The 18,363-nt window shown below is 50.7% G+C and carries 17 protein-coding genes; 7 read left to right on the plus strand and 10 right to left on the minus strand.

Going from position 1 to position 18,363, the window contains the following annotated elements:
* Window positions 1-72: 72 nt before the first annotated feature.
* Genes B0475_RS17760 through B0475_RS00775 form a run of 3 tightly spaced genes read right to left on the minus strand, consistent with a single transcriptional unit; the run spans window position 73 to window position 2,046 of the window.
* A complete protein-coding gene (locus B0475_RS17760) occupies window positions 73-378 on the minus strand; it encodes a hypothetical protein (protein ID WP_198538056.1) in 306 nt (101 codons plus the stop codon).
* A 22-nt stretch (window positions 379-400) separates the two neighbouring features.
* A complete protein-coding gene (locus tag B0475_RS17765) occupies window positions 401-937 on the minus strand; it encodes an alpha/beta hydrolase (RefSeq protein ID WP_198538057.1) in 537 nt (178 codons plus the stop codon).
* Window positions 938-972: 35 nt separating this feature from the next.
* Window positions 973-2,046, minus strand: coding sequence for a M24 family metallopeptidase (locus B0475_RS00775; protein ID WP_077409507.1), 1,074 nt, complete (start codon window positions 2,044-2,046; stop codon window positions 973-975).
* A 138-nt stretch (window positions 2,047-2,184) separates the two neighbouring features.
* Here B0475_RS00775 and mpl point away from each other — a divergent pair, with 138 nt between their 5' ends.
* From mpl to B0475_RS00795, 4 genes are all read left to right on the plus strand, one after another.
* Entirely contained in the window at window positions 2,185-3,543 is a 1,359-nt protein-coding gene (gene mpl, locus B0475_RS00780; protein ID WP_077409852.1) for a UDP-N-acetylmuramate:L-alanyl-gamma-D-glutamyl-meso-diaminopimelate ligase, read from the plus strand.
* Window positions 3,544-3,735: 192 nt separating this feature from the next.
* Entirely contained in the window at window positions 3,736-4,218 is a 483-nt protein-coding gene (locus B0475_RS00785; RefSeq protein WP_077409508.1) for an AAA family ATPase, read from the plus strand.
* A gap of 110 nt (window positions 4,219-4,328) precedes the next feature.
* Complete coding sequence (locus tag B0475_RS00790) at window positions 4,329-5,036, plus strand: MFS transporter (RefSeq protein ID WP_077409509.1); 708 nt, start codon at window positions 4,329-4,331, stop codon at window positions 5,034-5,036.
* Window positions 5,037-5,045: 9 nt separating this feature from the next.
* The gene (locus tag B0475_RS00795) at window positions 5,046-5,336 is read left to right on the plus strand and encodes a hypothetical protein (protein WP_077409510.1); all 291 of its coding nucleotides are present in this window, start codon (window positions 5,046-5,048) and stop codon (window positions 5,334-5,336) included.
* A gap of 106 nt (window positions 5,337-5,442) precedes the next feature.
* On the opposite strand, the gene B0475_RS00800 is transcribed toward B0475_RS00795, so the two are convergent.
* Window positions 5,443-7,095 (minus strand): ComEC/Rec2 family competence protein, encoded by a 1,653-nt coding sequence (locus tag B0475_RS00800; protein ID WP_077409511.1) that lies wholly within the window; start codon window positions 7,093-7,095, stop codon window positions 5,443-5,445.
* A gap of 161 nt (window positions 7,096-7,256) precedes the next feature.
* A complete protein-coding gene (gene ppa / locus B0475_RS00805; RefSeq protein WP_077409512.1) occupies window positions 7,257-7,805 on the minus strand; it encodes an inorganic diphosphatase in 549 nt (182 codons plus the stop codon).
* A 330-nt stretch (window positions 7,806-8,135) separates the two neighbouring features.
* On the opposite strand from ppa, the gene B0475_RS00810 reads away from it, so the two are divergent.
* Together B0475_RS00810 and cydB are read left to right on the plus strand one after the other, a co-directional pair.
* Window positions 8,136-9,548 carry a cytochrome ubiquinol oxidase subunit I gene (locus B0475_RS00810; RefSeq protein ID WP_077409513.1) on the plus strand — a complete coding sequence of 471 codons (1,413 nt, stop codon included), beginning with the start codon at window positions 8,136-8,138 and terminating at the stop codon, window positions 9,546-9,548.
* A gap of 1 nt (window position 9,549) precedes the next feature.
* The gene (cydB, locus tag B0475_RS00815; protein WP_109862317.1) at window positions 9,550-10,554 is read left to right on the plus strand and encodes a cytochrome d ubiquinol oxidase subunit II; all 1,005 of its coding nucleotides are present in this window, start codon (window positions 9,550-9,552) and stop codon (window positions 10,552-10,554) included.
* A gap of 143 nt (window positions 10,555-10,697) precedes the next feature.
* On the opposite strand, the gene B0475_RS00820 is transcribed toward cydB, so the two are convergent.
* Together B0475_RS00820 and B0475_RS00825 are read right to left on the minus strand one after the other, a co-directional pair.
* Window positions 10,698-12,203 carry a YifB family Mg chelatase-like AAA ATPase gene (locus B0475_RS00820; RefSeq protein ID WP_077409515.1) on the minus strand — a complete coding sequence of 502 codons (1,506 nt, stop codon included), beginning with the start codon at window positions 12,201-12,203 and terminating at the stop codon, window positions 10,698-10,700.
* 153 nt (window positions 12,204-12,356) lie between these two features.
* A complete protein-coding gene (locus B0475_RS00825; protein ID WP_077409516.1) occupies window positions 12,357-13,121 on the minus strand; it encodes a hypothetical protein in 765 nt (254 codons plus the stop codon).
* A 384-nt stretch (window positions 13,122-13,505) separates the two neighbouring features.
* Between B0475_RS00825 and B0475_RS00830 the strand changes: the two genes are divergently transcribed.
* Window positions 13,506-15,650 carry a GGDEF domain-containing protein gene (locus B0475_RS00830; protein WP_077409517.1) on the plus strand — a complete coding sequence of 715 codons (2,145 nt, stop codon included), beginning with the start codon at window positions 13,506-13,508 and terminating at the stop codon, window positions 15,648-15,650.
* Between the two features lie 265 nt (window positions 15,651-15,915).
* Here the strand turns inward: B0475_RS00830 and B0475_RS00835 are convergent, their stop codons facing one another.
* The 3 genes from B0475_RS00835 to B0475_RS00845 are packed head-to-tail and all read right to left on the minus strand — an operon-like array spanning window position 15,916 to window position 18,348.
* Window positions 15,916-17,184, minus strand: a complete 1,269-nt coding sequence (locus B0475_RS00835; protein WP_077409518.1) for a cation:proton antiporter — start codon at window positions 17,182-17,184, stop codon at window positions 15,916-15,918.
* Window positions 17,184-17,525, minus strand: a complete 342-nt coding sequence (locus tag B0475_RS00840; RefSeq protein WP_077409519.1) for a TraR/DksA family transcriptional regulator — start codon at window positions 17,523-17,525, stop codon at window positions 17,184-17,186. The genes B0475_RS00835 and B0475_RS00840 overlap by 1 nt, the downstream gene beginning before the upstream one ends.
* Entirely contained in the window at window positions 17,518-18,348 is an 831-nt protein-coding gene (locus B0475_RS00845; protein ID WP_077409520.1) for an alpha/beta hydrolase family protein, read from the minus strand. Before B0475_RS00845 ends, B0475_RS00840 begins: the two co-directional genes overlap by 8 nt.
* Window positions 18,349-18,363 lie beyond the last annotated feature (15 nt).

Consider the following 18,363-nt stretch of genomic DNA (forward strand, 5'->3'; position numbering starts at 1 on the left):
AGACAAGCGGGACATTATAGAAGAAATGCCATTGGTTTGCATTCTGCGTCATGTTTTTCTTGTGTTTGCGACCTAATTCAGTGGGCTGTCGGGTGCACCAATGGCAAAAATGAACTGCAATCCATCATATGCAGCCAGGTGTAGGGTGTCACCATGATTCAATTGTGGGTAAAACCGGTGAGTCATTCTGCCAGCAGCGCTCTTGTGTTGCCTGATGTAATCGGCCAGGTCTTTGGCAGCTTTGATCATCACCGGCCCTTCGTTACCCACCGCAATGAAGACAGTTTTTTCACTGAAATCATGGTTTGGTCTGGCCTGGAGTAATGAACCATTGTCCCACCATAAACTGGGGCTGACGATCAGGTACCGGGTAAACATATCTGGTTGTTTAAGCAGTATTTCAGTGGCCAGGAGACCCCCCCAGCGACTGACCAATCAGGGTGTTTTGTGCAGTGGTTCTGTAGCGTTGACTGACCAGGGGTTGCAACTCATCCCTGATGAACCTGATGAATCGGGCTGATTGACCGGTCGTTGGAAACGCCTTGCGATCTGCTTCGATGCTGGTGGGGTGAGTGAAGTCCTGTTTGCGGTCTATATTGGCAATCCCAATGACGATGCTCTCCGGTACTTTGTTGATCCAGGAAAAAGCATTGAACTGAACCAGGCCGGCCAGGTGGATAAAGTCTTCATCGGCGGAGCCATCCAACAGGTAAATCACCGGATATTTTTGAGACGGGTTGGTCTGATAACCGGCCGGCAGGTAAACGTTGATGGTGCGTTGCTGTTGCAGTATCTCAGAATTGAAAGACACGGTTTCCCCAATCGCAAATGGTTTGGCAACCGGCGAAGCAGGAAGGGTGTTTTCAGTCTCAGCAAAAGCCAGAGCGGACCACAGCATCAACAGGCAGGTGAAGGTGTGCAATTGATCAGAGGACATGTTATGAAAGCTGGAAAATTAAACCAGTAAGCGTATCACAACTCCATCAGTCGTCTGGGGAATTCTGTGAGGCATTGCAGGCCTTCATTGGTGAGTACCACATCGTCTTCAATGCGAATACCACCCCAACCGGGGATGTAGATACCCGGTTCGATGGTGATGACACTGTGTTGATGAATGGGCATGTCAGGTCCCATGCCAATGAAAGGCAATTCATGCAGATCCATGCCCAGGCCATGACCCAGACCTTCACCCTGATGGTTGGCGTAGGGTGATTTATTGAGCACCGCCTGAGCCACTTTGAACAACTCGTCGGCAGACATGTCGGCTTGCAGGGCATCCATGGCCGCCTGCTGGGCGTCATAAACTGTCTGATAGATTTGTTTTTGTTGTTCATCGGCCTGACCAAGCACAAATGTGCGGGTCATGTCTGAATGATAGCCATTGATCACGGCACCAAAATCAACCAACAACAGATCGCCGTTTTGTAGTGCCCGATCACCGGGTACACCATGGGGCAAAGCACTGCGTTCGGCGGCCAGCATGATGGTTGGAAAAGAGGGTGCTTCTGAGCCCAGCAGCGCCATCTGGTACTCCAGCTCTATGGCCAGTTCACGCTCGGTGACTTCGGGTTTGATCTGACTGACCAACTCAGTAAGCGCCTGATCGGCAATGTGGGCAGCCAGGCGGATGGACTGGATTTCAGACTCGTCTTTTACATAGCGCAGGGATTCGACCCAGCGGGATGCTGGAATACATTCAAAATTTGGCCAGTCGGCCTGCATGTTTTGCCACACCCCATGGCTGATGTGGTCTGCTTCAAAAGCCAGGCTGGTGACTTCATGTTGCAGGCTAATTTCATTGATCAGTGACGCCAGGGATTGTTTGATCCGGTCACGACAAACCACCTCAAAATCAGAGCACTGGTCCCTGGCCTGCTCAAAATAGCGGTAATCAGTCAGCAAAAAAGCCCGGTCTGCCAATACCAGGGCGGTGGCCGCATGCCCGGTGAAACCACTGAGGTAGGTGATGTTGTGGTCATTAAAAATCAACAGGGCATCCACCCCTTCCTGGTTGATCCTTTTGCGGATCTGCTGCAATCGGTTCATGTTCTTAACGGTTCTCTCTCTTGGCCCGATTGTAATACCAAATGAAGACTTTGTGCTGATTAATGCGGGTATTATTGTGCGTGAATATTGAGGGCTGAAAAACTTAAATTATTCGGTTTGCATGATAAACTCAGCGCCATGAAGATTCACATTCTAGGAATTTGCGGCACCTTTATGGGGGGCATTGCGGCCATTGCCAGACAACTGAACCATCAGGTGACCGGTTCGGACCAACATGTGTACCCTCCGATGAGTGATCAACTGAGCCGGCTGGGCATCGACATTCACCAGGGCTATGACGCCAGCCCGTTGCAGGATACAGCTCTTGATGAAGTCATCGTTGGCAATGTCATGACCCGCGGCATGCCTGCCATTGAGTATCTGCTGGAACATCCATTGCGCTATCTTTCCGGGCCGCAATGGCTGGGTGAGCAGGTACTGCGCCATAAAAAAGTTTATGCAGTGGCAGGAACCCACGGCAAAACCACCACCTCATCAATGCTGGCCTGGATTCTGGAGGACCAGGGGCTGGCCCCGGGGTTTCTGATTGGCGGGGTCTGTCAGCATTTTCCGCAATCTGCCAGGGTCACTGACAGCGACGCATTTGTCATCGAAGCCGATGAGTATGATTCAGCCTTCTTTGACAAGCGCTCCAAATTTGTTCATTACCACGGTGATGTGGTGATCCTGAATAACCTGGAATTTGATCATGCAGACATCTTCAAAGATCTGGACGCCATCAAAACCCAATTCCATCATTTGGTCAGAACGCTGCCAGCCAATGGTCGCATCATTGCCAACAGTGATGATGACAACATCAGGGCGGTGCTGGAGATGGGCTGCTGGACACCTGTGGTGACCTTCGGCAGTGATGCCCAAGCTGATTATTGGGTGGTGGCTGATGATCATCAGCCGAGACACTTCACCATCCACGATAAAACTGGCCAGTTGGCCAGCATAGAATGGTTCATCACGGGCCGCCATAATCAATTGAATGCCCTGGCGGCTATGCTGGCAGCTGGTGAAGCCGGGGTTTCATTGACTGATGCGGCCGATTCATTGAGCCGCTTTGAAAACGTCAAGCGCCGCATGGAGCTGATAGGCGAAGTCAACGGGGTGCACATTTACGATGATTTTGCCCATCACCCTACCGCGATCGAAACCACCCTGGCCGGCCTGAAAACGGTGACTCGTGGCCGCACCATCGCAGTCCTGGAACCCCGCAGCAACTCGATGCGCGCCGGAGCCCACGCCGCTGCCTTACCAGCTGCGCTGTCCGGTTGTGATGCGGCCTATGTGATGATTTATCCGGAAATGGACTGGGACCCGGCCATCAAAGCACAATTGGCCCGGCAATGTCAGGTGATGACTTCAGTGAATGAACTGCTGGAGCGACTACCCCAGGAACTGCGGTTCGGTGACCAGGTGGTCTTTATGAGCAACGGCAGCTTTGACAATGCCCCCCGAAGGTTATTCGGGTTGTTGCAGTCCCGGTGAAAAGCCGGTCACTTAGTCAGTCATTACATTACTCGTAATGACGAACTTTGGCCGGAATGGGTTATCCACCGCTGGGTTTGAACCCACCAATCGGAGATGCCGACGAATGCCGGAACCCAGTGACTTTCGGTTCAGGAAGTGAGCGCGGGTTGTTGGTATACTGATCCATTTATGCTGAACTGAAAACATCACATGACCCCAGGCACACTCACATTATTCACCGGTAAAATGGGTGCCGGTAAAACCACCTGTTCGAAACTCCTGGCGGCTCAGCACCATGCGGTCCGGCTGTCTGAGGATGAGTGGCTGGCGGCCGTTTACCCAGATCAGATTAAAACGCTGAAAGATTACCTGGTGTACTCAAACCGCCTTAAACCGCAAATGAAAAAGCTGGTGCAATCGATGTTGTCCGTCGGCACCAATGTGGTGATGGATTTTCCCGGAAACACCCGCCAGCAAAGGTCGTGGCTCAAAAACCTGGCTGATGAGGTCAATGCCACACATCAACTGGTGTTCCTTGATGTGCCGGATGGGGTTTGTTTGCAGCGGATCGAACAGCGGCGGAATAATCAACCTGAACGGGCGGCCACTGACACCGCTGAGGTCTTTCATCAGGTAAGCCGTTTTTTTGAACCACCTGATGAAGATGAAGGGTTTGATGTGGTCAGGTTGTGAATTTACCCGATCAGACTGGTCATCTGCCTGATCAAAGGCCTTGGTTTTGCGGTCAGGGACCTGGACGAGGGTACATTAGGGAGTATTAGCAGCTTGTATAATCAATTACGATGAACACCGAATCAGCCACATTCAAACCCGGATACTGCACACCTGAGGACTTGCCGGAACCCTATTGTGAGCATTTTGCCAGAGGAACTGTCAAACAATTGGCAGGGCAGTTTTTCCCCGCTGCCACCCCGAACAACGTGATCAGCATGGCCGTGTTGTTGGGTTTGATGTATCTGTTGCCGACCCTGTTTTTATTGTATTCAGGTTTGTTGGCCTGGTACAGCCGGGCGCCATGGCTGGCGCGCATCAGTGAGGACTTGTCGGGCAGTTGGGGAAAGCAGGCGGTGGGCCTGGTGATCCTGGCGGTGATTGTGATTGGTATGGCCTGGATGTTGCGCATGAGCTGGCTGGCCTGGTTGCGGTTCAACACCTGGCAAACAATCAAACACAGCACACCGGACAGTGATCACCATGGCCTGCTGTTGGATGATCAATATCTGGTGTTTCGCCATGGCGAACATTTTGATGAACACTGCTGTGGTTGGGTACCGAAAAGCAGCATCACCGGGTCTCGGGTCAAAACCATCCGCCATTGGTTTCCCAAGCACAGTTATGACATTCAGGTGGTCAGCCTGACGTACCTGTCAGATGATCATAACAAAGAACTGGTCATCAAAGAACGGTTTGGCATGTCGGCGGTTGAGATGGTAAATGAAATTGAACGTTGGCTGAAAAAAGGAGTTCAACCCGATGTGGCTGGTCAGTAAACTGGTGATATGGGTATCGAATTGTCATTGTTATTTGTTATCGTACCAAGCCTGTTGATTGGTTTGGATGTGGTGCGCCTGATTTTAGGGCGTGATGTCGTGATCCATTTGATCCTGCTGCTGTTGGGTTTGCTGATGTTGGGCAGCTTGATGCTCAACAGTTACCTGGATGGCTTTCACCCGCAACAAGGACTGATCATCGGCAGCGTGTATTACCTGCCAGCTTATGTGCTGACCTGGGGTATATTGTTTGCAATCAATGCCAGAATCACACAGCACAAGTATAACAATACAGATTAGGCTGTATTAAGATTCATCATCTCAACAGCGTGGACTTCAGTCCACGCTCAAGGATACCTATCAGCAGTTTGCAGATGAGCATGCAGCATCGTCTCCGGTCTGGTGGCTAATGCCCGCCGCTTTTGTGGTATTCAAATTCCTGGAGTTTTTCGTTCCAGAACAAATCGTAGATGTCCCACTTCTGACCAGCAGATCGTTCTTCTTCGAGTTTTTGCGCGATGATCACCCGTTCGCCGTCGGTGCGGATGGTGATCATGCCATAGCGGGCCACGTTGGAATCGCGGAATTCTTCCATTTTTTGTTGGATGGCTTCCTTGTCCTTTTTTGTGGTGGCGGCCAGTTTTTCAGCATCCAGGGCTTTGAGTTTTTCGTAGGATTTGATCGGATAGGAGAACTCATGGGAGCTGCGGGCCAGCTCGGTGCTGAAAATCAAAGGTCGGTGACCGCGACTGGCTTTACCGAAAGCACCCAGCGCATCCGGACGTGGGTGAGAATGCGATTCCTGATCGCCACTGGAGATCACTGTGGCCACCGGGTTGATCGCCTTGAGGAAGGAGTCGAGCACATCGCTGGCACCGTGGTGACAGGCTTTGGCAATGTCGCACTGGAACACCCCACGGGTTTTGGTGATGATCAGGTCGAGCAGTTTACGGTGTTCATCCAGGCGTTGTTCCATGGCTTTGCGTTCGTCGATGCTCAGCTCCTGGCTGATCAGTTCCTCGCGTATCTCACGGATTTCTGCTTCCAGATCGCTCATCCGGGTGTCGATGCCAGAGTAATACTGAGCGATGTAGTCCTGTGAGCGGGCATTGAGGTCGCCACCCAACAGCACCTTGAGCTTGCCAAATTTTAACTTGAAAACCACAGAATGCCCGTTTTTGGTTTCTGATTCGCTGCCCAGTTTTCGCAGACAATCACGGGTTTCACCGTTGAACGTCACGTCTTCAGTGATCGGCGCCAGCACTTCCAGTTGCAGGTCATGATTGTGGTTGTATTTGGCGAAAAATTTTTGTGATTGATCAACGAATTTAAAGCGAATATCGGGATTGTTCTCGCGGGCTCCACGCAATGTTTTCAGGTAATACTTTTGGGTGGTGGGATGAGCGTCCAGCAGATCATTCATGGCTTCATGGGTGGTGACTGTATCCCACAAGTGATATGTCTTTTTGCGGGGTTCGGGCGGTATTTTGCGACCCAGGTCGGCAAACCAGTCTTTTTGATTTGCACCGGCCAGCGGCCGTTCGACAATGCCGTTGTGGGAGATGCTGTTGATTTTCAGTTTTGGGTGGCAAAACAGGCTGTAAAATCCATAGTAATGATCCATGTCCGGGTGGGTAATCACCGCGTGATCTATGGCAAAGGGCGGTTTGTGTTCATCCCGGCAACGCAGATTATAGCGCCAGCTGATGAAACGAGCCATGTTATCACCGCCTTTACCGCCCAGACCTTTGCCTTCCCCGGCATCGATCAGGATCACTTCATCATCCGGGGTCACCAGGTGACAGCCATCTCCCTGACCAATGTCTACAAAATTAATTTCCAATAACCGTTGTTCAGCAAACCAGTCTTGTTTCAGCCAACCTTCATCGCCCCGGCATTTGACCTTGGCCCACTCACCCTGGGTTTCTCCCAGGTAGCGCAGGTAATCACCAAGAATCAGATGATTGGCGGCATTTTTGCTGGTTTTTTGTTCTGGCCTGAGGCGCAGAACCACATCGCGCTGACTGATGAAATAGGCTTTGGCGGTATCGAGACTCATGATCGTTCCTGATGAATGAATACTTTGAAGAAGATAGCACCCTGACCAGCGTGAAGCAATCACAAAGCCATTTAATTTGTGAGTTGATGAACAATCGCTGATGTTAACCACAAAAAAAGCCCGGTCACTGCCGGGCTTAATCTGATTTTATTCTGAGCTAATCAGAAGTTGGGCTTATCTTCTGCTTGTTCAAAGTTTTTCACCGAGTCGAGGATTTCCTGTTTGGCTTCTTCAACGCCACCCCAGCCATCAATTTTCACCCATTTGCCTTTTTCCAGGTCTTTGTAGTGCTCAAAGAAGTGGGCAATTTTATCCAGGGTTTCTTCGTTGATGTCACGCACGTCAGCAACGTGACGGTACAGACCGCTGACTTTGGAAGTTGGAACTGCAATGATTTTGGCATCTTCGCCACTCTCATCGGTCATTTTCAAAACGCCAACCGGACGACATTTGATCACTGAACCTGGCAACAAAGGCACAGGCATGATGACACAAACGTCAACAGGGTCACCATCACCACACAGGGTATGGGGTACAAAGCCGTAGTTACAAGGGTAACGGAAAGCAGTGTTCAGTACACGATCAACCATGATCATGCCCGAATCTTTATCCACTTCGTATTTAATGGCTTCCCCATTACGTGGAATTTCAATCAATACATTGATGTCATGCGGTACATCATGACCTACCGGTATTTGTTTTAAAGACATGTGAGATCCTTAAGCGTGTTCAAAAGCCGCGTATTATAACGATCTCAGTGGCAAAGTACATGATTTTCCCAGTCAATCTGGGCAGATCAGTCTTTGCGGCAGTGATCAGCTCAAGCCCATGTCATTCAGTTGGATGCCATCAGCGCCTTGTGTCCATTCCTACAGGTACCATGATCTTTCACAATGGCTTCATGGCAAAGGCCCTATAATTGTTTCATTGAATGTCGGTATTCACGGTTCAATTTTTCAGGTATTGACACCGCTTTTGCTTGAGTTTCAAGACCTGAAACACCATATTTCAGTCAGCATAAAACCCACAGGAGAGTCCTCATGTTTGAGTTCTTTGATGCGGTGCTCGCCGCGCGTCTACAATTTGCTTTCACCATTGCTTTTCACATCATATTTCCGGCTTTGTCCATCGGTCTGGCCTGGTATTTGATGGTGCTGCAGGGACTGTGGCTGAAGACCGGACGGGACATCTATCGGCGGGTCTGGCGTTACTGGATCAAGGTCTTTGCTGTGGTGTTTGGTATGGGGGTGGTTTCAGGCATCGTGATGAGTTACCAGATTGGTACCAACTGGTCGGTGTTTTCTGACAAGACTGGTCCGATCCTCGGGCCGCTGATGGGCTATGAAGTACTGACAGCGTTTTTTCTGGAGGCCGGCTTTTTAGGGGTGATGTTGTTTGGTTCAAATCGGGTGGGGCGAAAACTACATTTTCTGGCCACCATCATGGTGGCTGTGGGAACCATGATATCCGGATTCTGGATACTGTCGGTGAATTCATGGATGCAGACCCCGGCAGGTTATGCCATCAATGAGGTGGGTCAGTTCATTGCCACAGACTGGTGGCAGGTGGTTTTCAACCCTTCCTTTCCTTACAGGTTCGTCCACATGATGTTGGCTGCCTTTCTGTCTACCGCCTTTTTGGTCGGTGGTGTGGCGGCCTATCACATCATCAAAGATCGCACCAACTCTGCGGCCCGACTGATGTTTTCCATGGCCATGTGGATGGCGTTGATCGTTTCACCCATCCAAATTATGGCTGGTGATCTGCATGGACTGAATACGTTGGAACACCAGCCCATGAAACTGGCTGCCATGGAGGGCCATTACGAGAGTCAACATGGAGCGCCGTTGATCTTATTTGGCTTGCCGGACAATGCAGCCAAAACCGTACATGCCAAAGTGGCCATACCCAAACTGGGCAGCCTGATTCTGACCCATGATCCCAATGGATTTTTACCTGGTCTGGATGCGTTTCCTGAGGAAGACTGGCCCAATGTCCCACTGGTGTTCTGGTCGTTCAGAATCATGGTGATGATCGGCATGACCATGGCTTTGGTGGGTTTGTGGTCGGCCTGGGCCCGCTACCGGGGGAGGCTTTACGAACCCGGGTGGCTGCACAAAGCAGCAATGCTGATGGCACCCAGCGGGACCCTGGCAATTTTGGCAGGCTGGATCACCACAGAAGTGGGCAGGCAACCCTGGACCGTGTATGGCTTGTTGCGAACGGCCGATTCGGTCTCACCTCTGGATGCACCGGCGGTGAACGCCTCTTTGCTGGCATTTGTGTTGGTTTATTTTCTGGTATTCGGTGCCGGTATTTATTATCTCTTCAAATTGTTCAAACGCACGCCAAGCCTGAATGAACGGGACATCAAACTGGGACAGCCCAGACGGGCGGCTGGTATCACTCCGATCCAGGGGTTGGATGATCACCAGACTCAGGAGGAGAAGTAATATGGACTATGTATTGATTTGGGCCGGCCTGATGGCCTTCGCGGTGTTTGCCTATGTGGTGCTGGATGGCTTTGATCTGGGTATTGGTCTGTTGTTCCCATTGCTCAAACGACCAGAGGACAAGGCCACTGCAATGAACACCATTGCGCCGTTCTGGGATGGCAATGAAACCTGGTTGGTGCTTGGAGGAGGCGGGTTGTATGCCACTTTTCCTTTGGCCTTCGCGATCATCATGCCGGCCTTGTATGTGCCTTTGATACTGATGTTGCTGGCTTTGATTTTCCGTGGGGTGGCGTTTGAATTCCGCTGGCGGGCAGAGACGGCCCGTGGACAACGACGGTGGGATCTGGGGTTTACCCTGGGTTCATTCCTGGCGTCCTTCACCCAGGGTGTGGCCCTGGGCGCCTTGGTACAAGGCATCGAGGTGGCTGACCGGGCATATGCCGGCGGTTGGTGGGACTGGCTGACACCATTCACCCTGACCACCGGACTTGCGGTGGTGATCGGCTATGCCTTATTGGGTGCCTGTTGGTTGATTTACAAAACCGAAAATGGTTTGCAGCAATTCAGTCGCCAGGCAGCCTGGGTGTTGACCTGGTTGCTTGGACTGATGATTGCGGTGGTCAGCGTGTGGATGTTGTTTAAACAGGACCCATACATGAATCGCTGGTTCACTTACCCCAATTACTGGTACCTGTCTCCGGTTCCGTTGCTGGTTTTGGTGTTGGGATTGTACCTGCTCAAAATGATTCGTTCAGGCGGTGAATTATCACCATTTCTGTCTGTGATTGGTTTGTTCTTTTTGAGTTACTTTGGTTTGTGCATCAGTTTTTATCCGCAAATTGTGCCCCCTTCGGTGAGTATTTGGCAGGCGGCATCGCCCGAATCCAGTCTTAAATTTCTGCTGGTGGGAGCCGGGGTGTTGATTCCCGTCATCATTGCCTACTCGGCTTACTCTTACTGGGTGTTCCGTGGCAAAGTGAATGAACATGATGCGTACCACTGAAATGCAAATCACTAATAAAGCATGAACAAGCGAAGCAAACAATTACTGTGGTTCATTGGCCTGTGGGGTGGTGGTGTACTGATCCTGCTCAGTATCAGCCTGCTCATTCGACAGGTTTTGTCCTGACCTTGGCAGCACCATTTTCAGTCGCGGTCAAAGCCACGGTAGCTGATGGCCTCCGCCAGGTGGTGTTGAGCCACCTGTTCGGCACCTTCCAAATCCGCAATGGTGCGTGATACTTTGATGATGCGATGATAAGCCCTGGCTGATAGCCTGAGTTGTTCAACCACTGATTCCAGAAAGTCGAGCAGGCGGCTATTCAATGGAATACAGCGATCCAATTCTTTGCCTTGCAGTCGGGCGTTGCATTTGCCGCCATTGCGTTGCATTTGGAGCCGTCTGCTTTGCATAACCAAGGCTTTGATTTCACGGCTATCGGGTCCGCTTGGACCCGCCTGGCGCAATTGTTTGTGGGGGATTCTAGGCACTTCAACCTGTAAATCAATGCGGTCCAGTAATGGGCCGGAGATGCGATTACGGTAATGCTGAATTTGGCCCGGAGCACAATGGCAGGCACGGTCAGGGTCACCATGGTAACCGCAAGGACAGGGATTGAGGCTGGCCAGTAGCTGAAAGTTCGCCGGAAATTCAGCAGAGCGGACTGCCCTGGCAATGACAATGCGCCCAGATTCCATGGGTTCACGAAGTACTTCAAGAACGTGGCGGGAAAATTCCGGCAATTCATCCAAAAACAAGATTCCATTTTGTGCCAGGCTGATTTCGCCTGGCATGGGATGTGATCCACCGCCAACCAGGGCCGCTGCAGAAGCGCTGTGGTGTGGTGCCCTGAATGGTGGTTGGCTCCAGTTGGCCGGATCAAAACCGCTGGCACTGATGGATGCCACGGTTGCTGTTTGAAGTGCTTCGCTTTCGGTGAGTGCTGGCAGAATCCCGGGTAAGCGGCTGGCAAGCATGGTTTTGCCGGTGCCAGGCGGGCCATAAAACAACAAGTTGTGTTGCCCGGCTGCGGCAATGATCAGTGCCCGCTTGGCGTGTTCCTGCCCTTTGACTTCAGCCAGGTCCGGACAAGTTTTGGTTGCCGGAGGTGGTTGCTGGTCGGCTGCAGGTAATTCCTCAGCTCCATCCAGCCAGGCACACACTTCCAACAGGTGACGGGCCAGACGACAGTCGCAACTTTTTACCAGCGCTGCCTCAGTACCGTTGTTTATCGGGCACACCAATGAACGGCCGGCATTGGCTGCAGCACTGACCACCGGCAATACCCCGCGAATGGGCCTCAGCTCACCGCCCAGGGCCAATTCGCCAATCAGCTCGGTTGCAGCCAGTTTTTCCGAACTGACTTGTCCGGTTGCAGCGAGCACTCCTATCGCAATGGGCAGGTCATATCGCCCACCCTGCTTGGGGATGTCAGCAGGTGAAAGGTTGATGGTGATGCGGTGATGTGGGAAATCATAGCCGGCATTCATGATGGCCGCCCGGACCCGGTCCTTGGACTCTTTGACGGCAGTTTCTGGCATCCCCACGATACTCAGACCAGGTAAGCCCCGGGAAATGTGTACTTCAACGCGAACCAGTGGCGCCTGGATTCCGAGTTCTGCCCTGGAAAGGGCCACTGCCAGTTTTTTCATACAGAGGGAGTTTGATTAAAACCTCACTATGTATGAAAGAATGAACTCAATCCTCAGTGGATCAGGCAGAAGGGATCAGAAAAAATAGACAGGCATAAAAAAACACCGCATGTTGCGGTGTTTTTAATGTCAGTTGACAGTTGGGTGGTGCAATCAGTATCGGCGAACCAATACAGAGCCCATCACCAGCATGCTTAACAGCAACAATATGGTGGCTGGAGTTGACAAAGCATTCACAGCTGGAGGAGGTCCCAATGGTTGGGTACCACCAAAGATCAGGTTACTGAGCAAATCGCCACCGTCACCAGCGGTCTGTAAGGTCACACGGCTGATGGGTACCGGTGAAGTGAAACCGGTGAACCGGCTGTCTGGTAAAGCGCCAATGCCGCTGACGACATAAGAACCAATCAGGGCGTCCGAAGCGTCAAAGGCAGAAATTGTCAGGTCAGCTGGGGTGAAGCCGATGTAAGCATCAAAGCCAACACCTTGAACATCACCACCTGGAAATGTGATTTGGGTGACATCTGTAAATGTATCCGCGCCGACTGCATTTGAAGTGATGCCATTGAAGCCCACTGTCAGCACAACCACGTCTCCGGCAGCTTCGGTGTTTACATTGAAGCCATCAATCACTGCGCCCGCATTGAAACAAGCGCTGGCTGTGGTGCTGTTGATCACCGGGCCACAACCACCAACGTCACTTGGTCCGATCAAGGTGTTGCTGAAATCTTCGGTGAAGCTGGTGCTCAGTGCATTTTGTAAATCAGCCAGCGTGGTGAAAGTGGTCAGACCACCCAAAAAGGCTTCAGGTGCCTCAACCGGAGGTTGGTTGTTGGGAGCTTCGTTGTTGTTTGTCCAGGATTGGGCGCCACAAGTGGCTGCCGACAGGATCAGTCCCAGCGTCATCAGTTTTTTCATAATGCTAATTCCCTCATTGATTCAAAAATGGAACAGTATACTTGAAAACACAATAAATATTAATGTCGAAGTGCCCAAAATGTATGAATATTCTGCAAAAAAGTCTTCACAATGACCGGGTTGGCGTTAAAAGCCCCAATCATGCATTGTAAACCTGTTCATCAACAGCACATTGACTTGCCTGATGATTGTCTTGCAAACAGTTTTTCGCTCAGTGACCGATGGTCAGGTTTGTTTAAAATGTGACGCTGCTTGTCAAATTCAGCAGAATGTCAGTGGTGGTCGTGATCAATGGCTGCTCACCATCTGTTGTGTGGTTTTATTGTGTGCTGATTTGATTGTCTATGTACTATAATCATTGGACTGAATAAGTGTGTGTGAAAGATGTTTAAGATCAAAAATCTATGGCTCTGCCTGAGCCTGAGTTGCGTGTTGTCGGTTGCTCAAAGCCAGCCAATCATTGAAGAGATTCAGGCGTTGATTGCTGATGATCCGGAGTTGGCTTTAACACAAGCCAATGAATTATGGGCCAACGGTCCGGTCGACGCTGACAGAATCGGTGCTGGACTGCTGTTGATGAATGCCCGGATTGCCAATCAGCAATTTGCATCCGCCGGCCAGTTACTTGATCAATTCCTGACTTTGACTGATGTCAGTCAGAGTGACAGGCTCAGGCTGCTGGCACAAAAGATCATCTGGGCCAGGAAATCCAAAAGTGATGAAGACCTTGGGCCAGTCATCACTCAAGCAGAAACCATCATGGTCCAATTGTCTGATCGAACGGGTGAACCATCGGTGGCTCAGGCTTTTTTTGAGTTGAATCAGGCCGTCGGTTACCGGTTATATTTTGCAGGATCATTTGCCGAAGCTGAACCCTATTTTTTTCAGGCCATTAAATACCTGGCCGATGACAGGCACCAAAAACGCAGTGACTTAAACAACAGCATAGGCGTGGTCAAAGCCCAGCAAGCAGATTTGGCCGGTGCTGCAGAATACATGTTGAAGTCCATCAAAATTTTGGAAAACCATGACCTGCCAATCGCGGCATCACGTTATCAGAACCTTGGTTCTCTGAGCTTCATGCTCAAAGATTGGGATAAGACCGTTGAATATTCAGAGAAAGCGCTGACCTTGCCGATCAATGATCCAGTCATCCGCGCCTCGTTGTTGAGTAACATCGCAGCGGCTTATGTTGAAATGGGTGATCTTGAACAGGCCATTGAAAAACTCATGAATTCGATCAGCGTCAGCGAGCAAAACGGCACCTCTGCGTCATCAGCCCGTAATAACCTGGGGTATATTTTTAACCAGATGGGTGAATACGATAAAGCCCTGGAACAGTTGGAGTTATCGAGGCTCGAGTTCATTGAGCATAACAAAGGAGCCGAGCTGAATATCATTTATAAATCAATGGCCGATGTATATGCCAATATGGGTGATCATGACCGGGCTGCTGAACTTTATGAACAAGCCTATGAGTTACACAAAGGGCACGACATCAAAATGAAGCGTGTTGAGCTATACCCCAAGTGGATCGACGTCCTGGTCAAAGGCCGCAACTACCAGCGGGCTTATGAATTGATGGTTGAATTCAAAGCGCTGAATGATGAAATCATTGATGTGGCTTCTACCGAAAAGGTCAATGAGCTGATGACTGCTTTTGAAGTTGAAAAGAAAGAACAAGCCCTGCAAAACTCAGAAATGTTGCGCAGCGAACAGCAAAAGAACATCGCGCTGCTGGAGAGCAAGGCTGCCTTTAATGAACGCATTCGCATGCTGATGATGTTACTCATGGTGGGGTTGGTGGTGATCCTTTTGCTGGTTTATCGGTCCTGGCGTTTCAGAGGTCGGGTCAACCAATTGTTGCTGGATAAAAACCAACGCATTGAAAAGCAGCACGAACAACTCCAAAGCCTCAATGATCAGCTCAAAACCCAAACTGAAATCGACACCCTGACTGGTCTGAAAAACCGCAGATATCTGACCCAGTTGATCGCCACAGAAAGTGCCAAAAAGAGTGCTGCACAAAAACAATGGTGCCTGGTGATCATTGATATCGATGATTTCAAGCACATCAATGATACCTACGGACATCAGCGTGGTGATGAAGTGTTGGTTCAGTTTGCCAGATGCCTGCAACAAAATCAGGCTGAGTCAGATGTGGTTGCCAGATGGGGCGGCGAGGAGTTTTTGTGGCTCACTGAAATTGATGATGTCACTCAGGGAGCTGAGCGTTGTGATGCCTTTCAACAAGCCCTGACCCGGGAAAGTTGGTTTCGGGATGATGAAGTCAAAGTCACTTGTTCGATGGGTTTTTCATCATTTCCATTGGTGAATTTGAGTTTTGCTGATTGGGAAGCGGCTCTGAAACTGGCCGACTACGCCCTTTACCGGGCTAAAAATGGCGGAAAAAACCAGTGGTATGGTTTTAAAGTAATCGACCACCATCTGGCCTATGATGACATGGATGATGTGGATGATTTACTCAAGGGCAACCGGCTCAGTTTGCTCAGCAAGAAAGCAGAATGAGCGCAACATAACCAGGGAATGATCTTGGGACTTCATTCACTTTTGTTCCTGACAAAAGTGAAAGCCAACTCTACGGATGGAGGAGTTAGGGTCTCGTCTGGAACAGAGACCGAGGCCTCGGTGATCATGTCGTGTGATCAAGCGCCCGACGCTCTGATTCGCTATCGCTCACGGCTTATCGATCATTCCATTATGGCTTCTTGACTTCGTCAAACCGCCATATCTGCATGCTCTGCCTAACCGATTCGGCGGGTCGGGCTGATCATCAGCGCTCCCAAGACCGATCTGATTTGTTGGTATTGATTTTTCTCAACAGGAGCGGAACAGTCGGAGCCTGGACAAACAGCGTGAACAAAACCACACCAAAGGCCATGGCCTGGATGGTCCACCAACTGGAGAGTTCAATGGGCAATGACAAGGCCAGTGCGACGGTGACTGCACCCCGTGTTCCACCCCAAAAAAGAACATGGCGGGTGTTCAGGTCGGTTCGTTGAGTGCTGCCGGGGCAAAACAACGGTAGCAGCACATAAATGGCCAGCAGACGCACCAACAGTACCGAACCAATGGCAATCAGCATGGCCAGCCAGCGCTCGGTGAACATGCTGGTGGTGATGGTGACGCCCAATAAAATAAAAATCATGGCATTGGCAAAAAAACTCAGCACCTCCCACCAATAATGAACAAATGTGCGGTCTTCAGCGGGAATAAATCGTTGATGAGCTCTGTTCATCATCAGTCCGGCCGCCAGAACAGCCATCATCCCAGATACGCCAAGGTAATCTTCGGCGATCAGGAAGGAGCCATAGGCCACCGACACCAGCAACACATTTTCCAGAATCCTGGTTTGAATCACATAACTGAAAAAAGCTCCCAGGCAACCCACCAAAAAGCCAAACAGCAAGCCACCAAAAAACAGCTTCAGAAAATTGATGACTTGAGCCACTGGATCAATACCACTGCTACTGTCTTGTTGAACAGCCATGGCCAGAGACAACAAAGTGGTGAACAGCACCACAGCAATGGCATCATTGAACAGGCTCTCTCCTTCGATCAGGGTAGTGACTTTGGCTGGGGCTTTGATGCGTTTGAGGTGGCTGACCACGGCCATCGGATCGGTGGCCACCAGCAAAGCCCCGGCCACCAGCGCGGTGTATATGGGGAAGCCAGTGGCATGGCCCACACCCAGGAATATGAACACCGCAGCCAATCCCGCAGAGATCAGCATGATTGGCATGGCCAGCATCAGAATGGGCCAGAGGTTTTGTTTCAATGATTGTTGATCAATGCGGTATGCGGACTCAAATATAATGACTGGAAGAAAGACATAAAAAACCAGTTCACTGAAATTGGCTGCACGGATACCGGTGTCATATCCCAACCACACAACCCATTCTGAGCCGATGAAGCCAATGACAATCAAAATGGCCACAAAAGGTAAGCGGATCAAGCGGGACAAGGGTTCTGCCAGCAGGCTGGCAGCAATCAGAATAACCAGTGAAAAAACCACATTTTGAATCAGCACAGGACCTTGCATCAAGGCTTCTCGCTGCAACCAACACAACGGGTCAGTGTGGGGTCAAAGCGCAATCGTTCAGAGGCAATCTCATCCTCACAAACAAAACACCGGCCAAAATCGCCCTGCTCAAGACGGTGCAAGGCGCCCGTAATCTGCTGCAATTTGAGTAACCTGCGGCGTTCGGCTTCCTGCGCCATTTGTTGATTTTGCAAGGCGTCCATTCTTGACAGCCTGCCGACCCGGTTCTGATCCAACGTCACCGTTTTCAGCGCATCCTGGTTGTGAGTTTCCCGATCTTGCAGCTGTGACTGTAATTCGAGCAGGCGCTGTTTGAATGCCCTCTTTGTGCTGCTATTCATCAGCAAGTCTGTTCAGTAATAACTCAAAAGCCGGGCTGCCCGGATGAATCCAGTCAAAATGTCCTGCACCTGCAAGCACTTCATTGGCCGTTGCAAACAGTTTGGATTGAAGCTCCGGCACAATCTGATCGGCATCGCCGTGCAGCAGTACTACCTGATTGGACAATTTCCGATAAAGCAGGTTGGCCTGCTGATAAGCCTCGGCTTGTTCATGAGGTAAGCCTGCCATGAATTTTGCTGTGGCCTGTTGACAGCTGTTGCTGCCCAACGCATATCGACTGACGTCGGTGATGGCTGCTAAACCGATGATTTTGTGCCAGTTGATTGCCGGCATTTCATTGGCTGCCAACAAAGCCAGGTGTCCACCGGCTGAATGGCCCAACAGGACCACCTGGTCGGTTTGAATGTCATGACCATGCAATACTGACAACTGATTCAAAGCCAGTATGATGTCATTCAGACTGCCAGGCCAGCCACCACCAGGGTCTCCGGTGCGTCGGTATTCCAATGACCACACCGGGTACCCGGCCTGCGACAAAGCGGTGGCCATTGCCTGGCTGTGATCTACCCCAAAGGCATTCAGCCAGCAGCCACCATGGATCAATACCACCAGTGGTTTGGGTTCATTAGACCTGCCATACCACAATAAGCCAAATTGTAGCTGATCACTGCCATAGCTGATGCGTGCATCGGGCTTGCGGAAGGGCAGTTGAGTGACCGATTGATAACTGACCTGACTTGTGACTTGCGGATATTGGATGTTTGTCTGGCTGGCCCAGCCGATGGAGGAACAGATCAATAACATAAGGGTGATGTTTTTCATGGTATACGTAAAAGC

Source organism: Marinicella sediminis, from assembly GCF_002000055.1.
GTDB classification, from domain to species: Bacteria; Pseudomonadota; Gammaproteobacteria; order Xanthomonadales; family Marinicellaceae; genus Marinicella; species Marinicella sediminis.